At 70.3% G+C, this 21,985-nt stretch carries 21 protein-coding genes; 10 read left to right on the top strand and 11 right to left on the bottom strand.

Going from position 1 to position 21,985, the window contains the following annotated elements; genetic code table 11:
- Nucleotides 1-14 precede the first annotated feature (14 nt).
- From ISG29_RS10365 to ISG29_RS10350, 4 genes are read right to left on the bottom strand one after another with little or no spacing between them, the layout of a single operon-like run.
- On the bottom strand, nucleotides 15-1,022 hold the full coding sequence (locus ISG29_RS10365) for an acyl-CoA dehydrogenase family protein (protein WP_194503352.1): 1,008 nt from the start codon (nucleotides 1,020-1,022) through the stop codon (nucleotides 15-17).
- Nucleotides 1,022-1,894 carry an acyl-CoA dehydrogenase family protein gene (locus tag ISG29_RS10360; protein ID WP_194503351.1) on the bottom strand — a complete coding sequence of 291 codons (873 nt, stop codon included), beginning with the start codon at nucleotides 1,892-1,894 and terminating at the stop codon, nucleotides 1,022-1,024. Before ISG29_RS10360 ends, ISG29_RS10365 begins: the two co-directional genes overlap by 1 nt.
- Nucleotides 1,891-3,039, bottom strand: coding sequence for an acyl-CoA dehydrogenase family protein (locus ISG29_RS10355; RefSeq protein ID WP_194503350.1), 1,149 nt, complete (start codon nucleotides 3,037-3,039; stop codon nucleotides 1,891-1,893). The genes ISG29_RS10360 and ISG29_RS10355 overlap by 4 nt, the downstream gene beginning before the upstream one ends.
- 12 nt (nucleotides 3,040-3,051) lie before the next feature.
- Nucleotides 3,052-4,602, bottom strand: a complete 1,551-nt coding sequence (locus ISG29_RS10350) for a FadD3 family acyl-CoA ligase (RefSeq protein ID WP_194503349.1) — start codon at nucleotides 4,600-4,602, stop codon at nucleotides 3,052-3,054.
- A gap of 57 nt (nucleotides 4,603-4,659) precedes the next feature.
- On the opposite strand from ISG29_RS10350, the gene ISG29_RS10345 reads away from it, so the two are divergent.
- The 7 genes from ISG29_RS10345 to ISG29_RS10315 all read left to right on the top strand — a co-directional run bounded on the left by ISG29_RS10345 (nucleotide 4,660) and on the right by ISG29_RS10315 (nucleotide 12,178).
- On the top strand, nucleotides 4,660-5,859 hold the full coding sequence (locus ISG29_RS10345) for an acyl-CoA dehydrogenase family protein (protein ID WP_194503348.1): 1,200 nt from the start codon (nucleotides 4,660-4,662) through the stop codon (nucleotides 5,857-5,859).
- Nucleotides 5,856-6,659, top strand: a complete 804-nt coding sequence (locus ISG29_RS10340) for an SDR family oxidoreductase (protein ID WP_194503347.1) — start codon at nucleotides 5,856-5,858, stop codon at nucleotides 6,657-6,659. Before ISG29_RS10345 ends, ISG29_RS10340 begins: the two co-directional genes overlap by 4 nt.
- 10 nt (nucleotides 6,660-6,669) lie before the next feature.
- Nucleotides 6,670-7,260: a TetR/AcrR family transcriptional regulator gene (locus ISG29_RS10335; protein WP_194503346.1), complete on the top strand. Its 591-nt coding sequence runs from the start codon at nucleotides 6,670-6,672 to the stop codon at nucleotides 7,258-7,260.
- The gene (locus tag ISG29_RS10330; protein WP_194503345.1) at nucleotides 7,253-8,413 is read left to right on the top strand and encodes an acetyl-CoA C-acetyltransferase; all 1,161 of its coding nucleotides are present in this window, start codon (nucleotides 7,253-7,255) and stop codon (nucleotides 8,411-8,413) included. Before ISG29_RS10335 ends, ISG29_RS10330 begins: the two co-directional genes overlap by 8 nt.
- A 137-nt stretch (nucleotides 8,414-8,550) precedes the next feature.
- Nucleotides 8,551-9,114 (top strand): DinB family protein, encoded by a 564-nt coding sequence (locus ISG29_RS10325; protein WP_194503344.1) that lies wholly within the window; start codon nucleotides 8,551-8,553, stop codon nucleotides 9,112-9,114.
- A 248-nt stretch (nucleotides 9,115-9,362) separates the two neighbouring features.
- A complete protein-coding gene (locus tag ISG29_RS10320; RefSeq protein WP_328828721.1) occupies nucleotides 9,363-11,423 on the top strand; it encodes a M4 family metallopeptidase in 2,061 nt (686 codons plus the stop codon).
- Nucleotides 11,424-11,518: 95 nt separating this feature from the next.
- Nucleotides 11,519-12,178, top strand: coding sequence for a sulfotransferase family protein (locus ISG29_RS10315; protein WP_194503343.1), 660 nt, complete (start codon nucleotides 11,519-11,521; stop codon nucleotides 12,176-12,178).
- A gap of 1 nt (nucleotide 12,179) precedes the next feature.
- Here the strand turns inward: ISG29_RS10315 and ISG29_RS10310 are convergent, their stop codons facing one another.
- From ISG29_RS10310 to ISG29_RS10295, 4 genes are read right to left on the bottom strand one after another with little or no spacing between them, the layout of a single operon-like run.
- A complete protein-coding gene (locus ISG29_RS10310; protein WP_194503342.1) occupies nucleotides 12,180-13,262 on the bottom strand; it encodes an NAD(P)H-dependent flavin oxidoreductase in 1,083 nt (360 codons plus the stop codon).
- Nucleotides 13,259-14,050 carry a CoA-transferase subunit beta gene (locus ISG29_RS10305; RefSeq protein ID WP_194503341.1) on the bottom strand — a complete coding sequence of 264 codons (792 nt, stop codon included), beginning with the start codon at nucleotides 14,048-14,050 and terminating at the stop codon, nucleotides 13,259-13,261. Before ISG29_RS10305 ends, ISG29_RS10310 begins: the two co-directional genes overlap by 4 nt.
- Entirely contained in the window at nucleotides 14,047-14,937 is an 891-nt protein-coding gene (locus ISG29_RS10300) for a CoA transferase subunit A (protein ID WP_328828719.1), read from the bottom strand. Before ISG29_RS10300 ends, ISG29_RS10305 begins: the two co-directional genes overlap by 4 nt.
- Nucleotides 14,934-15,698, bottom strand: coding sequence for an enoyl-CoA hydratase family protein (locus ISG29_RS10295; protein ID WP_194503340.1), 765 nt, complete (start codon nucleotides 15,696-15,698; stop codon nucleotides 14,934-14,936). The genes ISG29_RS10300 and ISG29_RS10295 overlap by 4 nt, the downstream gene beginning before the upstream one ends.
- Before the next feature lie 48 nt (nucleotides 15,699-15,746).
- Here ISG29_RS10295 and ISG29_RS10290 point away from each other — a divergent pair, with 48 nt between their 5' ends.
- Nucleotides 15,747-16,496 carry an SDR family oxidoreductase gene (locus ISG29_RS10290; RefSeq protein WP_194503339.1) on the top strand — a complete coding sequence of 250 codons (750 nt, stop codon included), beginning with the start codon at nucleotides 15,747-15,749 and terminating at the stop codon, nucleotides 16,494-16,496.
- A gap of 28 nt (nucleotides 16,497-16,524) precedes the next feature.
- Complete coding sequence (locus ISG29_RS10285) at nucleotides 16,525-17,406, top strand: SDR family oxidoreductase (RefSeq protein WP_194503338.1); 882 nt, start codon at nucleotides 16,525-16,527, stop codon at nucleotides 17,404-17,406.
- A gap of 98 nt (nucleotides 17,407-17,504) precedes the next feature.
- Here the strand turns inward: ISG29_RS10285 and ISG29_RS10280 are convergent, their stop codons facing one another.
- Both ISG29_RS10280 and ISG29_RS10275 read right to left on the bottom strand, forming a co-directional pair.
- Nucleotides 17,505-18,440, bottom strand: a complete 936-nt coding sequence (locus ISG29_RS10280; protein WP_194503337.1) for a type IV toxin-antitoxin system AbiEi family antitoxin domain-containing protein — start codon at nucleotides 18,438-18,440, stop codon at nucleotides 17,505-17,507.
- Nucleotides 18,441-18,616: 176 nt separating this feature from the next.
- Nucleotides 18,617-19,780, bottom strand: coding sequence for a steroid 3-ketoacyl-CoA thiolase (locus tag ISG29_RS10275; protein WP_194503336.1), 1,164 nt, complete (start codon nucleotides 19,778-19,780; stop codon nucleotides 18,617-18,619).
- 154 nt (nucleotides 19,781-19,934) lie between these two features.
- Between ISG29_RS10275 and ISG29_RS10270 the strand changes: the two genes are divergently transcribed.
- Nucleotides 19,935-21,185, top strand: coding sequence for a cytochrome P450 (locus tag ISG29_RS10270; protein ID WP_328828713.1), 1,251 nt, complete (start codon nucleotides 19,935-19,937; stop codon nucleotides 21,183-21,185).
- Nucleotides 21,186-21,210: 25 nt separating this feature from the next.
- Here ISG29_RS10270 and map read toward each other — a convergent pair whose 3' ends face one another.
- Nucleotides 21,211-21,978 carry a type I methionyl aminopeptidase gene (map, locus tag ISG29_RS10265; RefSeq protein WP_194503335.1) on the bottom strand — a complete coding sequence of 256 codons (768 nt, stop codon included), beginning with the start codon at nucleotides 21,976-21,978 and terminating at the stop codon, nucleotides 21,211-21,213.
- Nucleotides 21,979-21,985 lie beyond the last annotated feature (7 nt).

Genomic DNA, 21,985 nt, shown 5'->3' with positions numbered 1-21,985 from the left:
AATCGACCGGTCGCTCAGGGCAGCTCGACGAGCGCTCGGTGCGAGGTCGCGTCGCCGAACAGCTGCCCCAGCGCGTGCGCGCGTTTGAAGACCAGGTGCGCGTCGTGCTCCCAGGTGATGGCGATGCCACCGTGCAACTGCACGGTCTCGGCGGCGATCCTCGCCAGCGCGTCACTGGCGTAGGCCTTCGCCACGTGCACCAGCTGGGCCGCTTGCGGTGAGCCCGAGGAGAGTGCGTACGAGGCTGCCCACGAGGCCGAGCGCGCCATCTCGACCAGCACCAGCATCTCGGCCATCCGGTGCTTGAGGGCCTGGAACGAGCCGATCGGGCGGCCGAACTGCACGCGCTCCTTGCTGTAGCCGACCGTCATGTCCACACCGCGGGCGGCGCAGCCCACCGCGAGGGCCGCGGCGCCGGCGGCACCGACCAGCGATGCCCGCTCCACGGCGGGCCCGGCGACACCGATGCGGGTGGCCGACGCGACGTCGGCTCTCAGCGAGCCCAGTCGCACCGACTGGTCCATCGAGGGCTGCCAGTCCCTCTCGGCCGATGCGGGGTCGACCTCGTAGAGATCCTCGTCGGCGGCCACGACGAGGACCGCCGCGCGGTCGACGTCGAGCACGCCGCTCGCGGCGCCGTCCGCGTCGAGCACGGCGAAGGCGCCGATCTCACCCCTCGCGAGTCGGGGGAGCAGCCGGGCCTTGGCCTCGTCGTCCGCTCCGGCGAGCACGGCCTCGGCGGTCACGATCGAGGCGAGCAGGGGCGAGGGGGCGAGGGATCGACCGAGCTCCTCGAGCACGACCATCGACTCCATGAGCGTGGCACCGACGCCGTCGAGATCCTCGGGCACCGCGAGGGCGGCGACGCCGATCTGCTCGCACAGCGTCTGCCACAACTCGGGGTCGTAGCCATCGTCCGAGGTGGACGCCGCCCGGACGGCCGCGGAGTCGGCGCGCTTCTCGAGCAGCGAGCGGATCGTGGCAGCGAGCTCGGCCTGCTCCTCCGAGAGCGCGAACTCCATCAGTCCAGCCCCAACTGCTGGGCGAGGCGGGCGCGGTGGAAGTCGGGGGTGCCCCACGCGGTGACCAGCGCCCGGATCTTGGTGATCCAGACCGAGAGGTCGAACTCGGCGGTGTAGCCGATCGCGCCGTGCACCTGGAGCCCGACCCGGGAGGCCAGGTAGGCGGCGTCGCCTGCGGCGACCTTGGCCGCCGAGACGTCGATCTCGCCCAGGGCCGCGCCGAAGACGAGCGGCCTGGCGAAGTCGAGCGCGATCCGTACGTCGGCCAGCTGGTGCTTGATGGCCTGGTAGGAGCCGATCGCACGCCCGAACTGGGTGCGCTGCTTGACGTACTCGACCGAGTCGGCCAACACCCGCTCGCCGGCCCCGAGCAGCTGGGCCGAGGTGGCCAGCACGGCGAGGTCGAAGGCGGCCCGATCCGGTTCGCCCTCACCCTCGACGGCGAAGAGGCGCCGGGTGCGGTCGACCGAGGTCGCCATCTCGCCCACCGATGCGACCGGCGACGACCCCACGTAGACCCGCTCGGCCACGTCGGCGTCCAGCGCGTACGGCACGTGCGGCGAGACGGCGACCGTGGCGACGCCTTCGATCTCGCGGCCGAGGGCCACGGGCAGGTACGCCGCGGACTCCACCCACGGCCCGGGCACGGCGTGCCGGCCCAGCGCCTCGAACGCGATCGCCACCTCGACCGGAGAGGCGTCGGTGGCCAGCGAGAGCACGCCCAGCTCACCGAGGCGGTCCCATAGCTTCAGGCCCGCTTCGTGCTCGCCAGCGGCCCAGCCGCGCGCCGCGGCCACGGTGTCGGCACCGGCGAGCAGGGACTCCAGAGCGGCGGCGAAGTCGCGCTGGTCGCTGTCGAGCTCGAACCTCACTTGCCCGCTCCCTTCGGCTCCTTGGGCAGACCGAGCACGCGCTCGGCCACGATGTTGCGCTGGATCTCGTTGGTGCCCGCGTAGATCGGGCCCGAGAGCGAGAACGTGTAGCCGTCCAGCCAGGGCGACTCGACCTCGGCGGCCGGGCCCAGCAGGTCGAGGGCGGTCTCGTGCAGGGCGATGTCGAGCTCGCTCCACCACACCTTGTTCACCGAGCCGGCGGCCCCCATGTCGCCGCCGGAGGCCAGTCGGGTCACGGTGCCCCAGGTGTAGAGGCGGTAGGCCTGAGCCCGGACCCAGGCGTCGACGACGTCATCGGTCACCCGACCTCTCGCGCCGTGGCCGTGCAGGTCGATGAGCCGGTCGGCGGCCGCGCAGAACCGGCCGGGGGAGCGCAACGAGAGGCCACGCTCGTTGCCGGCGGTGCTCATCGCCACGCGCCACCCGTCGCCGGGCGCGCCGAGCACGTCGGCGTCCGGCACGAAGACGTCTTCGAAGAAGACCTCCGCGAACCCAGCCTCGCCGTCGAGCTGCGCGATGGGGCGCACGGTGATGCCCTCGGCATCGAGGGGAAAGCAGAAGTAGGTGAGTCCGGCGTGGCGGGCCGCCTCGGGGTCGGAGCGGAACAGCCCGAACCCCCAGTGCGCCATCGCGGCCCGCGAGCTCCAGGTCTTCTGTCCGTTGAGCACCCAGCCGCCGCGGTCGTCGTCGCGTCGTGCGGTCGAGCGCAGCGAGGCGAGGTCGGAGCCGGCCTCGGGCTCGGACCAGCACTGCGCCCAGATCCTCTCGCCGGTCGCCATGGTCGGCAGCCAGCGCTGCTGCTGCTCCGGGGTGCCGTGCTCGAAGACGATCGGCGCGAGCAGGAAGATGCCGTTCTGGCTCACTCGGCCCGGCGCGCCGGCGCGGTAGTACTCCTCCTCGAAGACGACCCACTCGATGAGCGACGCCTCGCGGCCGTGGAACTCCCGCGGCCACGACACCACCGACCAGCGGGCGTCGGAGAGCTCCTTCTCCCACGCCCGATGGGCCGCCCAGCCGGCCTCGGTGTCCATCGAGGGCAGCGGTTCGGCAGGCACGTGCTCGGCCAGCCAGGCGCGCGCCTCGTCGCGGAAGGCCTGCTCGGCCTCGGTCAGGGTGAGATCCACGGGTTCTTCCTCTTAGTTCCACTGCTCGCGCAGGTCGGTCTTGAGCACCTTGCCGCCGAGGTTGCGGGGCAGCGCCTCGACGAAGCGCACGGCACGCGGCACCTTGAAGTTCGCCAGCCTCTCCTGGGCGAAGGCACGCACGGCGCTCTCGTCGAGCGCCTCGCCGGTCGCACCGGGGGAACGGACGACGTAGGCCGCGCCGACCTCGCCCATCCGCTCGTCGGGTACCCCGATCACGGCCACGTCGGCGACGCCGTCGAGTCGTGCCAAGGCCTGCTCGATCTCGGCGGGGTAGACGTTGAAGCCGCCGCAGATGTACATGTCCTTGACTCGGTCGGTGATGGTCAGGTTGCCCCGGGCGTCGAGCCGGCCGACGTCGCCGGTGTGCAGCCAGCCGTCGGCGTCGATCGCCTGCGCGGTGGCCTCGGGGTCGTCGAGGTAGCCCTGCATCACGAACTCGCCGCGCACCAGTAGCTCGCCCTCGTTCGACCCGTCGCCCGATCTCTGGGGGGCGTCGATGCGGGTCTCCATGCCGGGGATGGCCCGCCCGCAGGTGCCAGCCACCGTCTCGGCGGAGTCGCCCTCGCGGCACATCGTGACCACGACCGCCTCGGTCATGCCGAAGGCGGTGACGACCTGGTCGATGTCGAGCCCCTCGGGGGCGGCGGCCCGCATGCGTTCGATGAGCACGACCGGCACCACGGCGGCGCCGGTGACCGCCAGGCGCAGGGACGAGAGGTCGATGCCGGCGCGGTCGGGTGAGCTGATCATCGACTGGTACAGCGTGGGCGCCCCGGGGAAGACCGTGATCCGCTCCCGCTCGATGAGCCGCATCGTCTCGGCCACGTCGAAGGTCGCCACCGGGTAGAGCGTGGCGCCGGTGAGCAGGCCGACGATGATGCCGATCTTGTAGCCGAAGGAGTGGAAGAACGGGTTGACGACGAGGTAGCGGTCGTCGGCCCGCACGCCGCCGAGCTCGGCCCACGCCGCCGCCGCGCCCAGGGTCTGGGCGTGGCTCGACATCGCGCCCTTGGAGCGACCGGTGGTGCCGGAGGTGAAGAGGATGTCGGCCACGGAGTCGGGGCCGAGAGAACCGTCGTGCGCCTGGCCCTCACATCGATCGGCGGCGGCGACGACGTCTCGCAGGGACGAGAGCAGTCGCGGGGTGGAGGAAGGGGTCTGCTCGACGCCCGCCTCGCGCAGCTCGGCCAGCTGGTCGCGGCCCAGGAAGCCGTCGTGCACGACGACGGCCGCGGCGCCGGTGCGCCGCACGACGTCGGCGACCTCGTGCCCGACGTAGCGGGAGTTGACCGGCACGAGTACGCCCCCGGCCACGGTGACGGCCAGCGCCGTGACGGCCCAGTCGATGCTGTTGGGGCCCCACAGCACGATCCGGTCTCCGCAGCAGGCGCCGTTGTTGATGAACACCTCGGCCGTGCGCTCCACGCGGTCGAGCAGCTCGGTGTAGGTGACGGTGCGATCGCCCTCGATGTAGGCCGGCCGGTCGCCGAACGTCTCCGCGGCACGACGCAGTGCCTCGGGAATCGTCTGCGGTGCTGCCACGCGTACCTCTCCCGCCGTCGGACCTGAACCAAGCAAGTGCTTGGTAGGGTAACACTCGTGGACTTGAGCTACTCCCCAGCCGACGAGGCGTTCCGTGCCGAGGTGCGCACCTTCCTCGAAGACTCCCTGGCCGGGGAGTGGGCGCCGCTGCGCGGCCTCGGCGGTCCCGGCCGCGATCACGAGGCGCTCGACGAGCGCCTGGAGTGGAACCGCTACCTCGCCCGCGAGGGCTGGACCTGCGTCGGCTGGCCCACCGAGCACGGGGGCAGGGGCCTGAGCCTCTGGCAGCAGGTCGTGTTCGGTGAGGAGTACGCCCGCGCCGACGCCCCCGCGACGGTCAACCACCTCGGTGAGCAACTGCTCGGCCCCACCCTCATCGCCTTCGGCACCCCCGAGCAGCAGCAGCGCTTCCTCCCCGCTATCCGCAACGTCGAGGAGCTGTGGGCGCAGGGCTACTCCGAGCCGAACGCGGGCTCGGACCTGGCGAGCGTGCAGACCAAGGCGCGTCTGACCGAGGACGGCTCCCGGTGGGTGATCGACGGTCAGAAGGTCTGGACCTCGAACGCCCACTTCTCCCAGTGGTGCTTCGTCGTCGCCCGCACCGAGGCAGGTTCGCAACGCCACCACGGGCTCTCGTTCCTGCTGGTGCCGCTGGCGCAGGAGGGTGTCGACGTGCGCCCCATCGAGCAACTCACGGGCGGCTCGGAGTTCAACGAGGTGTTCTTCTCCGGTGCCACCACGGACGCCCACCTCGTGGTCGGCGAGCCCGGTCGCGGTTGGGGCGTGGCGATGGGTCTGCTCGGTCTCGAGCGCGGCGTCTCGACACTCGGCCAGGTGGTCGGCTTCGCCCGCGAGCTTGCGCTCGTCTGCGAGCGGGCTCGCGCCAACGGCGCCATCGACGACCCCGTCGTCCGCGACCGGTTGGCCGACCTGGCCGTCGAGCTCACCGTCATGCGCCACCAGGGTCTGCGCGGGCTGTCGGCCGTCACCGGGGGCGAGGACTCCGCGGCCGGCGGGGGAGCCGGCTCCATCTTCAAGCTCGTCTGGGCCGCCTGGCACAAGCGCCTCGGCGAGGTCGCCATGCAGGTGCTCGGCGCCGACGGTCTCCTGGCCGCCGGGGCGCCTTACGAGCTCGACGAGCTGCAACGCATCTTCCTCTTCGCGCGGGCCGACTCGATCTACGGCGGCAGCGACGAGGTCCAGAAGAACATCCTGGCCGAGCGGGTGCTCGGTCTTCCCAGAGAGGCCCGTGGATGAGCACGCACCGACCCGAGCAGCCCGCCCCCGACTACGTGCCGGGCCACGACCTGCTGGCCGGCAAGGTCGTCGTCGTCACTGCCGCGGCCGGTGCCGGCATCGGCGCCGCCGCCGTGCGCCGGGTTCTGGAGGAGGGCTGCCAGGCCGTCGTCTTCTCCGATACCCACGCCCGGCGTCTGGCCGAGGCCCAGGAGGCGCTGGCGGGCGAGTTCGGCGCCGACCGGGTGCGTCAGCTCGTCTGCGACGTCACCGACGAGGAGCAGGTCACCGCACTGCTCGACGCGGCCGAGGAGTTCGGCGGGGTCGACGTGATGATCAACAACGCCGGGCTCGGTGGCACCGCCAGCGTGCTGGACATGACCGACGAGCAGTGGGGCAGGGTGCTCGACATCACCCTCACCGGCACCTTCCGCTGCGTGCGGGCCGCCGGACGCAGGATGGCCGCGGGCGGCCGCCAGGGCGTGATCATCAACAACGCCTCCGTCATCGGCTGGCGCGCCCAGGAGGGTCAGGCCCACTACGCAGCGGCCAAGGCCGGCGTGATGGCCCTGACCCGGTGCTCGGCCATCGATCTCGCGCCGCACGGCATCCGCGTCAACGCCGTGAGCCCCAGCCTGGCGATGCACCCCTTCCTCGCCAAGGTGACTTCCGACGAACTGCTCGCCGAGCTCAAGCAGCGCGAGGCCTTCGGTCGCGCCGCCGAGCCGTGGGAGGTCGCCAACGTGATGGTGATGCTGGCCAGCGACTACACCAGCTACATGACCGGCGAGGTCGTCGCCGTCTCCAGCCAGCAGGCATGAGAGTGGTGCCATGACCGCCGAATCCGCCCCCACCAGACGATCGGAGATCCTGCGGATCGCCGCGCGGCTGTTCGCGACCAAGGGCTACCGCAACACCACGGTGCGCGACATCGCCGACGAGGCCGGCATCCTCTCCGGCAGCCTCTACCACCACGTCGACTCCAAGGAGGCGATGGTCGACGAGCTCCTGCGCAGCTTCCAAGACGAGCTGTTCTCGACCTACGACGAGATCCTCGGCTCCGCCCTCGACCCGCGCGCGAAGCTCGAGCGCGCCGTCCGGGTCTCCTTCGACGCGATCGACCGGCACGCCGACGAGGTGGCGATCTTCCAGAACGAGGCCGCCTACCTCGGCTCCTTCGAGCGGTTCGCCTACCTCGCCGAGCGGAACCGGCAGTCCCGCGAGATCTGGCTGACCCTCCTCGCCGAGGGCGTCGACGCCGGAGTTCTGCGCACCGACCTCGACATCACCCTGACCTACCGGTTCATCCGCGACACCGTGTGGGTGGCCGTCGCCTGGTATCGCCCGGGCGGCCCGCACTCCATCGCCGACGTCGCCGACCAGTACCTGACCATCCTCCTAGACGGGATAGCCCATGCCTGAGGCCTACCTCATCGACGCCGTCCGCACGCCGGTCGGCAAGCGCCGCGGCGCCCTCGCCTCGATGCACTCCGCCGACCTCGCGGGTCATTCGCTCGCCGCGCTGATGCGTCGCACCGGCGTCGACCCGGGGGCCGTGGACGACGTGATCCTCGGCTGTTGCGACACCATCGGCTCCCAGGCCGGCGACGTCGCCCGCACGGCCTGGCTCGTGGCCGGGCTGCCCGATCACGTACCAGGGGTCACGATCGACCGTCAATGCGGCTCGTCGCAGCAGGCCGTGCACTTCGCCGCCCAGGGGGTCATGTCGGGCACCCAGGATCTCGTGGTGGCCGGGGGAGTGCAGAACATGTCGGCCATCCCGATCTCGGCCGCCATGCTCGTCGGCCAGGAGTACGGCTTCACCACACCGTTCGCGGAGTCGCCCGGCTGGACGGCGCGCTACGGCGACGTCGAGGTCAGCCAGTTCAACTCCGCCGAGATGATCGCCGAGAAGTGGGACATCAGCCGCGAGGACATGGAGTCCTTCGCCCTGGCCTCCCACGAACGGGCTCGTGCCGCGACCGCCGAGGGGCGGTTCGCCGGTGAGATCGAGCCCGTCGAGACCGCCGACGGTCTGTTCGAGGTCGACCAGTGCCCGCGTGAGACCTCGCTGGAGAAGATGGCCGGCCTCGACCCGCTCGCCCCGGGGGGACGCATCACGGCCGGGGTCGCCTCGCAGATCTGCGACGGATCCGCCGCCCTCCTCATCGCCTCGGAGCAGGCCGTCGCCGACCACGGGCTGACCCCTCGCGCTCGCATCCATCACCTCTCGGTGCGCGGCGACGACCCCGTCTGGATGCTCACCGGACCCATCCCGGCCACGAAGCACGCCCTGGCCCAGACCGGCCTCTCCATCGACGACATCGACCTCTTCGAGTGCAACGAGGCCTTCGCCTCCGTCGTGCTGGCGTGGATGAAGGAGACCGGCGCCCCGCATGCCCGCGTGAACGTCAACGGCGGCGGGATCGCCCTGGGTCACCCCATCGGTGCCACCGGCGCCCGACTGATGACCACGATGGTGAACGAGCTCGAGCGCACCGGCGGCCGCTACGCCCTCCAGACCATGTGCGAGGGCGGCGGTCAGGCCAACGTGACCATCATCGAGCGCCTCTGAGCCCCGCGAGGGGTCGCGAATCGTCCCGCGAGGGGTCGCGAATCGTCCCGCGAGGGGTCGCGAATCGTCTCGCGAGGGGTCGATGCCGTGATCGAAAGCGGAACGAACCTGACCTGATGGGCCCCTAGGGTGCTGGCATGACCACGATCGAGAACGCGAGCCCAGACAACGACGACCCGCAGGCCGACGAGCGCGCCGACCTGCTCGATCTGCTGGCCCAGCACCGCGGCCTTCTGCTCCAGACCGTCCAGGGCCTGAACGACGAGCAGGCCGCAGCGACGCCCACGGCCAGCGCCCTGTGCCTCGGTGGCATCCTCAAGCACCTGGCGGCGGGCGAGCGTCAGTGGTCGGGCTTCGTGGTCGACGGCGCCTGGAGCGACGACGTCGACTGGGCCGAGGTCGACTGGTCGAACCCACCGAGCCCCGTGCTGGCGTACCTCGCGCAGTTCCAGATGGCGGACGGCGAGAACCTGGCCGCCATCGTCGCAGACTACGAGCGCGCCGCCGCAGCCACGGACGCGCTCGTGCGCACCGCCGATCTCGGGTCACGCCAGGCCCTGCCGAGCGCACCCTGGTTCGAGCCGGGCACCAGCTGGTCGGCGCGCCGGGTGTTTGGGCACCTCGTGGCCGAGATCGCACAGCACGCCGGCCACGCCGACATCATCCGCGAGAGCATCGACGGGCAGAAGACGATGGGCTGAGCCGTCGACCGAGCACGTGAACGAGACGCTCGAACCGGAAGAATCGTTTCCTCACCTTTGTGCAGTGCAGGTATCTGCACATGGATTCGGTTGACCCGGCAAACCTTCCTGCACGAGATTCCTGGTTACCCCGCCACGTACCTCCCCCGGTAGTGGCCGCCGATGTCGCCGGCCAGCGCGGGTCCGAGCGCCACGACCCCGATCGGGCCGGCGCCCGCACCATCCCCTACACCCCAGGAGCACAACCCGTGAACCGACTCCTCGCGGGGGCGCTGAGCGCTGCCCTCGTTCCGTCCATGGCCCTGGCCGCGATGGCCACGGCCGGCAGCGCGACCGCCTCGACCCGGCACCCCGACGCCGCACCGACCAAGCAGGCTGTCGGGGCCGACCGGACCAATGCCCGCGCCCACGGCATCGCCGCCGCCCGCGACCTGGTCGCCCAGCGCCCCACCCTGTTGCACGCCTCGAAGCACGACGGCTTCACCGCCGCCAAGGCGGTCACCTCGCACGGCCTGACCTACGTGCCCTACCAGCGCACCTATCGCGGCCTGCCCGTGGTCGGCGGCGACTTCGTCGTCGTCACCGACGACGCCGGCACCGTGGTCGACACGAGCGTCGCCCAGGGTCAGGCCGTCAAGCTCGCGAGCGTGCAGCCGCAGCTCGCGAAGGCGGTCGGACGACGGACCGCCCGCAAGCAGGTGAGCTCCGGCTCCTACGACTCGCCCACCCGCCTGGTCGTCGTGCAGCAGGGCGGCTCGCACCTGGCGTGGGAAACGACGGTCCGCGGTGTGCGCGACGGTGAGGCGTCTCGGCTCACCGTCGACGTCGACGCCGTGACCGGCAAGGTGGTGCGCACCCAGGAGCACGTCATGGAGGGCACGGGAAGCTCGGCCTACGCGGGCACCGTCACCATCCCGACGTCCACGGGTGGCTCCGGCTACCAGATGAAGAACTCCAACGCCTCGAGCCTGGTCTGCCAGGACGCCTCGACCAACACCACGCTCACCAAGTCGACCGACACGTGGGGCAACGGCTCGGCCACCTCCAAGGAGACCGGCTGCGTCGACGCGTTCTACGCCGCCGAGCAGGAGCGCAAGATGCTCAGCAGCTGGCTGGGTCGCAGCGGCATGGACGGCAGCGGCGGCTGGGTGCCGATCCGCGTCGGGCTCAACGACGTGAACGCCTACTACGACGGCACCCAGGTGCAGGTCGGCCACAGCCAGTCCGGCGGTCGCTGGATCGGCTCCATCGACGTGGTGGCCCACGAGTTCGGCCACGGCATCGACGACCACACGCCGGGTGGCATCTCGGGCAACGGCACCCAGGAGTTCGTGGCCGACACCTTCGGTGCCGGGACCGAGTGGTACGCCAACAACGCCACCGACAAGCCCGACTACACGGTCGGCGAGCAGGTCGACCTGGTCGGCAGCGGCCCGATCCGCTACATGTACAAGCCCTCGCTGGCCGGCGACAGCAACTGCTACTCCTCCTCCACCCCGACTGCCGAGGTGCACGCCGCGGCCGGGCCCGGCAACCACTGGTTCTACCTGCTCGCCGAGGGCACCAACCCGACCGACGGCCAGCCGACCAGCCCCACGTGCAACAGCACCACACTGAGCGGCATCGGCATCCAGAAGGCCATGACGATCATGTACAACGCGATGCTCATGAAGACCTCGAGCTCGTCCTACCTGAAGTACCGCACCTGGACCCTCACCGCGGCCAAGAACCTCTACCCGAACAGCTGCACCGAGTTCAACGCGGTCAAGGCTGCCTGGGACGCCGTGAGCGTGCCCGCGCAGTCCGGTGACCCGACGTGCGGCGGCACCACGGGCGGGGGCGGCACGGGTGGCACCAGTTGCTCGGGCAACAAGCTGGGGAACCCCGGATTCGAGTCCGGCAACACCACGTGGAGCGCGTCGTCCGGTGTCATCACCACCGACTCCGGTGAGGCGGCCCGCACGGGTTCCTACAAGGCGTGGCTCGACGGCTACGGCACGACCCACACCGACACGCTGACCCAGTCGGTGGCCATCCCCACCGGCTGCTCGGCCACGCTGACCTTCTACGTGCACATCGACACGGCGGAGACGACCACCTCCACCGCCTACGACAAGCTCACGGTGAAGGTCGGCAACACCACGCTGGCGACCTACTCGAACCTGAACAAGAACACCGGGTTCGTGCAGAAGTCGTTCAACCTCTCCAGCTACGCCGGTCAGACGGTGACCATCGGGTTCACCGGCGCCGAGGACTCCTCGGCCGCCACGAACTTCGTCATCGACGACACCGCGCTCACGCTGAGCTGAGCACTGCTCGACCTGCAGCACCGCACGGCGCCGTCGTCTCGGATACCCGGGGCGGCGGCGCCGTCGCGCGGTGCGCAGCAGGTAGGTTCGAGGCCGTGATGGCCCTCCCCGCGCACGGCTTCGTGATGCTCTCGATGCCCAAGTGCGCCTCGACGACGTTGGTCACCACGCTCAAGGGCGAGGCGGAGATCCTCATGCGGATCAACCCGAAGCTCAAGCACATGAACTGCCGCACCTTCACGAACAAGATGGCACCCGTACTCGCGAACGCCGGCTACCGGCGCGCCGACTACGAGTTGGTGACGCTCTTTCGTGAGCCGGTGGCGTGGCTGGAGTCGTGGTGGCGCTACCGCCAGCGCCCGGCCTTGAAGGACAAGGCCGACGGCAAGTGGACCGGCGACACCTCGTTCGAGGAGTTCGCGATCGATCACGTCGAGGGTCGGCCTGGCGGCATCAGCGGACGCGAGGCGCGGTTCGTCTCCCTCGACGACTCCTTCACGATCGGGGTCGACCGCATCTTCGCTCTCGAGCGACCGGACGCCTGGCAGGGCTACATCGACCGCGCGCTGGGGCGTGAGGTCGAGATGGTGACCAAGAACTGGTCGACCTCACGCGCCGAGCCGGAACTCACCGAGGCCACGAGGGCGCGCCTGCGCGAGCACTACGCACCCGAGTACGACATCTGGCAACAACTGCTGAGCCACGACGGCGAGTGGGCCGTGCCCTCGGGGTACGTCGCCGGCCAGAAGCAGTAGTTCAGACCAGGTAGGTAGCGCTCCGGTTCAGCACGTCGGCCGCCTCCGTGACGACCCGGTCGATCAGCTGCTCGCAGGTCGGGAGGTCGTCGAGCAGGCCCACGACCTGACCCGACGCCAGGACGCCGGCCGTCGTGTCGCCGTCCACGAGCCCGGCCTTGAGCATCTGCGGGGTGTTGGCGGCCAGCGCCATCTGGCCCAGCGAGCGACCCGAGGCCCTCTTCATGGAGCGGCCGTCCTTGGCCAGGTCGAGCCAGCTCATGCCGGACTCGCGCTTGAACTCCAGCGTGCGGCGCGTGGTGGGGCCGAGCCGCTTGAGTGCGCTGGACTCCTCGAGCTCGGCGACCAGGTCGGTGCGCAGCATGCGGTGCGGCATGCCGTCGACCTTGGCGGTCACGACGGTGTCGGTGAGGCTGCGGGCGAGGTAGAGCTGCTTGACGGCGTCCGGCACGGCGGAGTCGGCGGTGAGCAGGAAGCGCGTACCCATGCCGACCCCCGCGGCGCCGTAGGAGAGCGCCGCGGCCAGGCCGCGGCCGTCGAAGAAGCCACCGGCCGCGACGACGGGCATGGTGCTGCCGATGCCTCGGAGCGCATCGAGCACGCTCGGCAGCAGCAGAGTCGTGGGCACCGGGCCGGTGTGGCCGCCGCCCTCGCCGCCCTGCACCATCACGGCGTCCGCGCCCCATCCCGCCACCTTGACCGCGTGCTTGGCGGCACCGATCGAGGGCATGACCACGATGCCGGCGTCCTTGAGCTTGGCGACCAGCTCCTGCTTGGGCTGGAGGGCGAAGCTCGCCACCTTCACGCCGTGCTCGATGAGCAGGTCGACGCGCTTGCCCGCATCGCCGGCGTCGGCGCGCATGTTGACGCCGAAGGGCTGGTCGGTGCGGCCCTTGACCTCGATGACCGCCTGCTCGAGCTGGGCGAAGTCCATCGTGGCGCTGGCCAGGATGCCCAGGCCGCCGGCGTTGGCGGTGGCCGAGGTCAGCCGGGCGCCGGAGACCCAGCCCATGCCGGTCTGCACGACGGGGTGCCGCACCCCGACCAGGTCGGTGAACGGGGTGCGGATGCGCTGCTCGATCACTGCTGCTCCTTCTCTGGCCGGGGAACCTCCTTGAAGCGCAGACCCTGGGGGTCGAGCACCTCGCGGATGATGACCAGCTCCTCCATCGACGGCTCACGGGTGGTGGGCACGTCGGCGTCCGAGCCCTCGACGTGGAAGCCGCAGCCGCTCGCCTCGCGCACCTCTGGCACCGTGACGCCCGGGTGCACCGAGAGCAGCCGCAGCGTGTGGTCGGGGCCGGTGACGTCGAAAACCGCCAGGTTCGAGACCACCCTGTGGATGTCGTTGAAGCGTGACGCGGCCGGGCCCGCCTGCTCGGCGCGCTGGGGGCCGACGCCCGAGACGATGTCGACGGCCTCGACGAACACGCGAGGAGAGTGCCTGGGCACCCAGTACGACGTGCGGTTGTTGACCGTGTTGCCCGGAGCGCCGCGCGAGCCGAGCAGTTGCCGCGTGGGCTGGGAGAAGTCGCCGATGGCCGAGATGTTCTGGTTGCCGTGCGCGTCGATCTGCGTGGCGCCCATCATCACGTGCCGCTTTCCGTAGGCCACGACGTCGAACACCTTGCGGAAGGGGATCCATCCCTCGACCTTGTCGGCCTTCGCGAACAGTGGCGGCACGCCGGCCAGGAACAGCGCCTCGCCGTCGGAGAGCACCAGGTCGGGGTTCGAGGTGAGTCGGGCCAGGCGCACGCCCAGCATGGGCAGCAGCCCCATCGGGCTGGCGAAGATCTCGCCGTCGTCCGCGAAGGCGTCGGCGATGGCAGCCGCGCAGACGTCGGCTCTCGTGATGGTGCTGGGCTCGGTCATCGCTGGTTCTCCTCGGCGAAGGCCTGGACGGCGGCCTGGTAGCTCGCCTCGTCGCCGGCCAGGAAGCGGTCGTGGAAGGCCTGCCAGTCCTCGTCGGTGCCCGAGGCCGCCTTCGCATAGGCCCGCTGGAAGGGCTCGTCGCGCTCGTAGTCGGGTGTGCACGTCGTGAAGTGGGCGCCGTGCGGCGTCTCGACGACCCCGGTGACCATCATCCGGTTGAGCAGCAGCCGCTGGACCGGCGTCTCGTAGGTGAGACCCGCGGTGTCGACCACCTGCTCGCAGCTGAGGTACGCGCGGTCGGCGGCCATGCAGAAGAGGTCGTCGAAGTACGGGTCCGGGCCGAGGTAGGTGGCGTTGCCGTGGGCGTCGGCACGGTTGAGGTGCACGAGGGCGACGTCGAGCTTGAGGGCCGGGACGGCGACGAGCTCCTCGTGGCCGAAGCCCTCGTCGTACGGGCTGGTGACGGTCTGGATCGACGGATTGTTGACCAGTACGTCGGAGCCGAGCCCGGCACGCATCGGCAGGAACGGCAGCCGCTGGGCCGCGGCCTGGAGACCGGCGTTGAACATGCCCTCGTCGAGCTCGACGACCTCGGGGATGCTCCCGGTCTGGCGGGCGCGCTGGAAGTTCGGCTCCAACGGCACGGAGTCGAGGGAGACGAAGGCGTAGACGAGCTTGCGCACCTTGCCGGCGCGGCTGAGCAGGCCGACATCGGCGCCGCCCCAGCTGACCAGCGTGAGGTCCTCGAGGTCGGAGCGGTAGAGGGCCCGCACGAGGGCCATCGGCTTGCGGCGCGGACCCCAGCCGCCGATCCCGATGGTCATGCCGTCCTCGAGGGAGTCGATGACCGCCTCGATCGACATCTGCTTGTCGCGTGGTCCCTTCACTTGCTGCCCCTCTTGCTCTTGTCGGTGCCGGCGAAGTCGTCGCGCAGCTCGTCGGCCACTCCCAGGAGGTTCAGCTCGAAGGTGAACCCCTGCTCGAAGCGGTAGCTCTTGTTGACGTCGACCGGGTCGATGCCGTTGAGCGCCTCCTTGGCGGCGCGGATGACGCGGGTGTCCTTCAGGGCGATCTCGCCGGCCACCTTCAGCGCGGCGTCGAACAGCTCGGCCTGCGGCACGGTCTCGAGCACGGAGCCGAACTGCACGAGGTCGGTCGCCTTGATGGTGCGCGCGGTGAAGTAGAGCGTGCGCAGCATGTGCGGCGGCACGAGGCGCGCCATGTGGGTGGCCGCGCCGAGCGCGCCCTGATTGACCTCGGGGACGCCGAAGAACGCGTCGTCGCTGGCCACGATGCAGTCGGCGTTGCCCACCAGCCCGACGCCGCCGCCCAGGCAGTAGCCGTTGACCGCCGCCACCACCGGGACCGCACACTCATAGACCGCCTTGAACGCGGCGTAGCAGCCCTTGTTCGCGCCGATGAGGGCATCGAAGCCGGTGGTGTGCTGCATCTCCTTGATGTCGACGCCGGCGTTGAAGCCGCGCCCCTCGGCGCGGAGCACCACGACCTTGGTCGCCAGGTCGTCGGCGGCCTCGTCGAGGGCGGCGGCGAGGTCGTACCAGCCCTGCACGGCGAGTGCATTGACCGGCGGGTTCTCCATCGTGACGACGCGGACGCCGTCGTCGCGCAGCTCGGAGGTGATGGGCATCGGGCTCTCTTTCGCTCGACCAAGCAAGTGCTTGGTAGGGTAGCAGTCATGGCGCTCGCACTGGATCTGGCCGGACGCGTCGCGTTGGTCACCGGAGGTGGCCGCGGCATCGGGCTCGGCATCACCGAGGCACTCATCGAGGCAGGCGCGAGCGTCGTGACGTGTTCGCGCTCGGAGATCGAGCCGGTGCCGGGCACCACCCACCTGGTGTGCGACGTCCGTGACCCCGAAGCCGTGGCGACCACGGTCGACGCCGTCGTGTCGGAGCACGGCCGTCTCGACGTGCTCGTCAACAACGCCGGGGGAGCGCCGTCCACCGACGCGGCCACGGCCTCGCCGCGCTTCCACGACAAGATCGTGGCGCTCAACCTCTCCGCTCCACTGCTGTTCGCGCAGGCCGCGAACACGGTGATGCAGACCCAGGTCGGCGGCGGCGCGATCGTCAACATCTCCTCGATCTCGGCGCACCGGCCCGCCCCGACCATCGCGGCCTACGCGGCGGCCAAGGCCGGCCTGGACTCCCTCACCCGCTCACTGGCGATGGAGTGGGGTCCGAAGGTGCGCGTCAACGCGATCGACGTCGGGCTGTGCCGCACCGAGCAGACCGACGACCACTACGGCGACGACGCCCGGGTGGCCGCGATCGAGGCCACGATCCCGGTCGGCCGGATGGCCACCCCGCGCGAGGTGGGCAACGTCGCGGCGTTCCTGGCGAGTGACCTGGCCTCCTACGTCTCGGGTGCGCGCCTCTCCTGCGACGGCGGCGGCGAGCCGCCCGTGTTCTTGCACATCTCCTGATCCGCTACCCCACGAAGGAGCAACGCACGTGTCTTCCCTGCTGGAGGGTCGCATCGCGATCGTCACCGGAGCCGGCCGCGGCATCGGCCGCGCCCATGCACTCGAGCTCGCCCGCCACGGCGCCCAGGTCGTCGTCAACGACCACGGCGTCTCACTGGCCGGGGAGGGCACGGGGGAGACCCCGGCCGAGGAGGTCGTCGCCGAGATCGAGGCCGCCGGTGGCACCGCATGCGTCAACACCGCCGACGTCGCCGACTTCGCCCAGGCCGAGGCCATGGTGCGCCAGGCGATCGAGGTCTACGGCGGGCTCGACATCTTGGTCAACAACGCCGGGTTCGTGCGCGACCGGATGCTGGTCAACACCTCCGAGGAGGAGTGGGACGCCGTCATCCGGGTGCTGCTCAAGGGGCACTGGGCGCCGCTGCGGCACGCGGGCGCCTACTGGCGCGCCGAGGCCAAGGAGGGCCGACAGCGAGAGGCGCGGGTCATCAACACCTCCTCGGGCGCAGGGCTCCAGGGCTCGGTCGGGCAGTCGGCCTACTCCGCTGCCAAGGCCGGTGTGGCCGGCCTGACCCTCGTGGCGGCGCAGGAGATGGGCCGGTACGGCGTGCGCGTCAACGCGATCGCACCGGTGGCCAAGACGCGCATGACCGAGGGCGCCTTCGACACCTCTCAGATGGCGCTGCCCGAGGACAACTCACCCGTCGTCGCCTGGCTCGCCTCCGTCGACGCCGGTGACGTCACCGGCCGGGTGATCGAGATCGACGGCTCGACCATCACCGTCGAGAACGGCTGGGCCCACGGGCCTTCCGCCGACGCCGGAGCTCGCTGGCAGGCCGCCGACGTCGGCCCCGCCCTCCGCGATCTCCTCGCGTCAGCCCCCACCCCCGAGCCCGTGTACGGGGTGTGAGGCGCTGCCCGGGGAGGTTCATCGGTTCCCCGATAAATCTGCGACCTCCCCGATGTTGCATTGACCGGGAACCCGCACTTTCTCACTGGAGCATCGGTTCAGGCGGCACGGAACAGCGCGTGGCGCAGACGCTGAACCAGTGAGGCAGGATCGTCGAGGTCGCGCCAGATCACACGGATCAGAGTGCAGCCGGTTGCTTCGCGGATGGCGTCCTCCCGAAGCTTCTCTCGGACCACCATCCCTTCGATCGTTTCACCCGGACGACGGAACCGGTGGTACTTCTCCATCCCGTCGAACTCGACCAGCACTCCTCTGTCTCGCCACCCCTGATCGACGTAGCCGAGCAGTGCGCCTCGGTGGGTGCGGACCTCGATCTGGAGCTCTGGAGCGGGAAGTCCGGCATCGCCGATCAGCAAGTGGAGCCGTGATTCCCCAACGGACTGAGCGCCGGGTCGCACCAGGGAGAGCCAGTAGGCGAGGTGCAGGTGATCGGACCAGTGCAGACGGCGCTGAAGAAAGTGGAGCAACTCGTCGGTGGTGGTGTGCCCCGAAGCCACGAACCAATCCAGCAGCGCGACCGCGGGATCGCGCGGAAGCATCGCGGCTGTGTCGAGCGCCGTCCGAGCCGGCGACGTCGTCCACGTGCCGTCGCGCAGGGTGAGGTCATCGACGTGCAGTCGCCCCTGATGGTGGTGCACGAGGGCTTGGGTGCGCTCGCCGACTGCGTTGAAGGCCGTGACATGCACGTGAGAGGTGTCGATCTGCCAATCCGGAGCGCCCAGGTGCAACGCCGCACTGAGGTGAGACAAGGCGACGGAGTCTCCATAGATCCCCATCACTCCGGAGGCCAACATCAGGTGACGGTCGGCCCCACCGGCGCGCTCCCACGCGCCGGTGAGGGCGTACACACCCTGCCGGAGCGGCACCAGCTCACCGCGCCTCTTCAGTTGGGCGATGGCGCGGTCGCCGATGCCAGCAGCCACCATGCGACGCCGCAGGACCACCCCGAGGTCGTTGGCCAAATGCGCGATCATGGCCAGCAGCCTGAGGCAGAGTCGGGAACTCTGCAGCGGCTATCCACAGGCGTCGCCGCGCAGGATTCATCGGGGCGCCGATGAATCTGCGGGTTCTCCGATAAAGCAACATCGGGGCACTCAGAGATTTATCGGGGCGCCGACAAATCTCCCCGCGCCAGCAAGTACGCCCGGGGCTACATCAGCTCGAGGACGGTGCCGGTGGCCATGGCACCGCCGGCGCACATGGAGACGAGGGCGGTGGAGGCGTCGCGGCGCTCGAGCTCGTGGATGGCGGTGGTGATGAGGCGGGTGCCCGTGGAGCCGACGGGATGGCCCAGGGCGATGGCGCCGCCGTTGACGTTGACCTTGTCGAGGTCGACCTGGTGCTGGCCGGCCCACGAGAGCACGACGGAGGCGAAGGCCTCGTTGACCTCGAAGAGGTCGAAGTCGGAGATGCTCATGCCGGTCTTGTCGAGGATGCGCTGCGTGGCGTCGACGGGGCCGTCGAGGTGGAAGTACGGGTCGGAGCCGACGAGCACCTGCTTGACGATCCGCGCGCGCGGCTCGAGGCCCAGCGAGAGCGCCAGCGCCTCGTCCATGATGAGCACGGCCGACGCGCCGTCCGAGATCTGGGACGACGTGCCGGCGGTGTGCAGGCCGCCGTCGAGCACCGGCCTGAGCGACGCCAGACCCTCCAGGGTCGTGTCCCGCAGACCCTGGTCGGTGTCGACGAGACGGGTCTCGCCGGTGGGCTGACCCTCGCCGTCGAGCACGGGTGCCTCGATGGCCACGATCTCGCGCTTGAACCGGCCCTCGTCGACGGCGACGCGCGCCTTCTCCTGCGAGGCCAGGCCCCACTGCTCGAGATCGGCGCGGGTGAGACCTCGGTGGGCCGCGATCCGGTCCGCGGCCTCGAACTGGTTGGGCATGTCGATGGTCCAGTCGGCGGGTCGCGGGTCGCCCATGCCCTGCGGCACGTTGGCGCCCAGGGGGATGCGCGACATGGCCTCGACGCCGCACGCGATCCCGACGTCGATCGTGCCCGCGGTCACCATGTCGGCGACCAGGTGCGCGGCCTGCTGCCCGGAGCCGCACTGGGCGTCGATCGAGGTGCCCCCGGTGTGCTGGGGGAGGCCCGCGTGCAACCAGGCCCGTCGCACCATGCCGTTGGACTGCTCACCGGCCTGGGTCACGCATCCGCCGACGACCTGCTCGACGAGTTCGGGGTCGACGCCGGTGCGCTCGAGCACCTGACGCTGCACGAAGCCGAGCAGGACGGCGGGGTGCACGCCGGCGAGCCAGCCGTTGCGCTTGCCGAGGGGAGTGCGGACGGCGTCGACGATCGCAGGAGTACCCATGACGAAAAACTAGAACACGTTCTCGTATGCGACAAGACAAGCGGCAAGACGTGACGCGCGGCACCTTCCCTCCATACCGGGAGTATGTAATGCTCGCCACGTAGAACGTGTTCCAGTCGCTCTACAGGTCCCTGCCCTCCTCGAAAGGAATCCCGTGACCAGCACCGCCGTCCCCCAGAGCCCGACCGGTATCGACTTCACGACCCCCGACCTGATGCTCGACGGCATCCCGCACGAGCAGTTCGAGGCGGCGCGCGCGACGGCGCCGGTGCATTGGGTCGAGCAGGAGCAGGGCGCCTACGACGGCATGTCGGCCGCGTCCGGCTCGGGCTACTTCGCGGTGACTCGACATGCCGACATCGCCGCGATCTCCAAGGACACCAAGCGCGTGTGGTCGACGGAGGAGAACGGCGCCATCATCCGGTTCAAGGAGGGCATGGAGCGCGCCCAGGTCGAACTCCAGCGCGCGATCCTGATCAACCAGGACGCCCCCGGTCACACGCAGCAGCGCGGCATCATCGGCCGTGGCTTCACGCCCCGCTCCGTCAACGAGTTGGAGGAGGTCATGGTGCAGCGGGCCCACACCATCGTGCAGGACGCACTGACCTCCGGGCGGGGCGACTTCGTCCAGCAGGTGGCGGCGGAGCTGCCGCTCCAGGCCATCGCCGACCTGATCGGCGTGCCGCAGGAGGACCGCTTCAAGCTGTTCGACTGGTCCAACCAGATGCTGGCCTACGACGACCCCGAGTTCGACGGCGATCCCGAGACCGCCTCGGTCGAGATCCTCTCCTACGCCATGATGATGGCCGCGGACCGCAAGGCGAACCCGCGCGACGACATCGTCACCAAGCTCATCAACGCCCACAAGGGCGACCGCGGCCTCACCGACGACGAGTTCGGGTTCTTCGTGATCCTGCTGGCCGTGGCCGGCAACGAGACCACGCGCAACGCCATCACCCACGGCATGCAGGCGTTCTTCGACAACCCCGAGCAGTGGGAGCTGTGGAAGAAGGAGCGCCCCGCGACCATGGTCGACGAGGTCGTGCGCTGGTCGAGTCCGGTGGCGGTCTTCCAGCGCACCGCGCTCGAGGACACCGAGATCTCCGGCGTGCCGGTCGCGAAGGGCCAGCGAGCCGCACTGTTCTACGCCAGCGGCAACTTCGATGCCGAGGTGTTCGAGAACCCCTTCACCTTCGACATCACCCGCGACCCCAACCCGCACCTGGGGTTCGGCGGGCACGGCGCGCACTACTGCCTGGGCGCCAACCTGGCACGCCAGGAGATCCGCATCATCTTCGACGTGCTTGCCGACCTCGCTCCGGACATCCACCCGATCAGTGACCCCGAGCGGCTACGGCACGCATGGATCCACGGCATCAAGCGCCTCGAGGTGGGCTACCGCTGACCCCCGAGCCGGGCAGCATCCACCCCTAGCTCCGTGCGGTGAGCACGATGGGATCACCGTCGGTGACCGCGATCGTGTGCTCCATGTGGGCCCCACGCGAGCCGTCGGCGCTGCGGATCGTCCAGCCGTCGTCGTCGGTGTAGATCTCGTCGGTGGTGTGCAGGAACCACGGCTCGATGGCGATGACCAGACCAGGTCGCAGTTTCAGGCCGCGGCCCGGTCGCCCGTCGTTCGGCACGTGCGGATCGCCATGCATGGTGCGGCCGACCCCGTGACCCCCGAACTGGGTGTTGATGGTGAGGCCCGCCGCCCGCGCCACCTCGGCGATGGCGGCCGAGATGTCGCCGAGCCGGTTGCCACCGCGAGCGGCCGCGATGCCCGCGGCCAGCGCTCGGTCGGTGGTCTCGATGAGGCGCAGATCCTCCTCGCGAGGCGACCCGACGACGACGCTGAGCGCCGAGTCCGACACCCAGCCGTCGACGCTGCACGCGAAGTCGACCGAGAGCAGGTCGCCGTCGGCGAGCACGTAGTCGTGCGGCAGGCCGTGCAGCACGGCGTCGTTGACCGACGTGCAGAGCACCTTGCCGAAGGGGGAGGCGCCGAAGCTCGGGTGATAGTCGATGTAGCACGACTCGGCCCCACGCTCTCGGATCATCTGGTGAGCCAGGGCGTCGAGCTCGAGCAGGTTCACACCGACGTCAGCCTTCTCGCCGAGGGCCGTGATGACGTCCGCGACGAAGCGTCCGGCCGGGCGCATCTGGTCGATCTGGGTCGGGGTCCGGAGCTCGATCATGACTCGA

It is taken from the genome of Nocardioides acrostichi (assembly GCF_015319165.1).
Lineage (GTDB): Bacteria > Actinomycetota > Actinomycetes > Propionibacteriales > Nocardioidaceae > Nocardioides > Nocardioides acrostichi.
This window is presented reverse-complemented; position numbering and strand designations above follow the sequence as displayed.

Bases quoted from the DNA above. Each gene is read 5' to 3' on its own strand.
- ISG29_RS10365 (WP_194503352.1), bottom strand. From the start codon at position 1,022: ATGGAGTTCGCGCTCTCGGAGGAGCAGGCCGAGCTCGCTGCCACGATC.
- ISG29_RS10340 (WP_194503347.1), top strand. From the start codon at position 5,856: ATGAGCACGCACCGACCCGAGCAGCCCGCCCCCGACTACGTGCCGGGC.
- ISG29_RS10335 (WP_194503346.1), top strand. From the start codon at position 6,670: ATGACCGCCGAATCCGCCCCCACCAGACGATCGGAGATCCTGCGGATC.
- ISG29_RS10330 (WP_194503345.1), top strand. From the start codon at position 7,253: ATGCCTGAGGCCTACCTCATCGACGCCGTCCGCACGCCGGTCGGCAAG.
- ISG29_RS10325 (WP_194503344.1), top strand. From the start codon at position 8,551: ATGACCACGATCGAGAACGCGAGCCCAGACAACGACGACCCGCAGGCC.
- ISG29_RS10305 (WP_194503341.1), bottom strand. From the start codon at position 14,050: ATGACCGAGCCCAGCACCATCACGAGAGCCGACGTCTGCGCGGCTGCC.
- ISG29_RS10295 (WP_194503340.1), bottom strand. From the start codon at position 15,698: ATGCCCATCACCTCCGAGCTGCGCGACGACGGCGTCCGCGTCGTCACG.
- ISG29_RS10290 (WP_194503339.1), top strand. From the start codon at position 15,747: ATGGCGCTCGCACTGGATCTGGCCGGACGCGTCGCGTTGGTCACCGGA.
- ISG29_RS10280 (WP_194503337.1), bottom strand. From the start codon at position 18,440: ATGATCGCGCATTTGGCCAACGACCTCGGGGTGGTCCTGCGGCGTCGC.
- ISG29_RS10275 (WP_194503336.1), bottom strand. From the start codon at position 19,780: ATGGGTACTCCTGCGATCGTCGACGCCGTCCGCACTCCCCTCGGCAAG.
- map (WP_194503335.1), bottom strand. From the start codon at position 21,978: ATGATCGAGCTCCGGACCCCGACCCAGATCGACCAGATGCGCCCGGCC.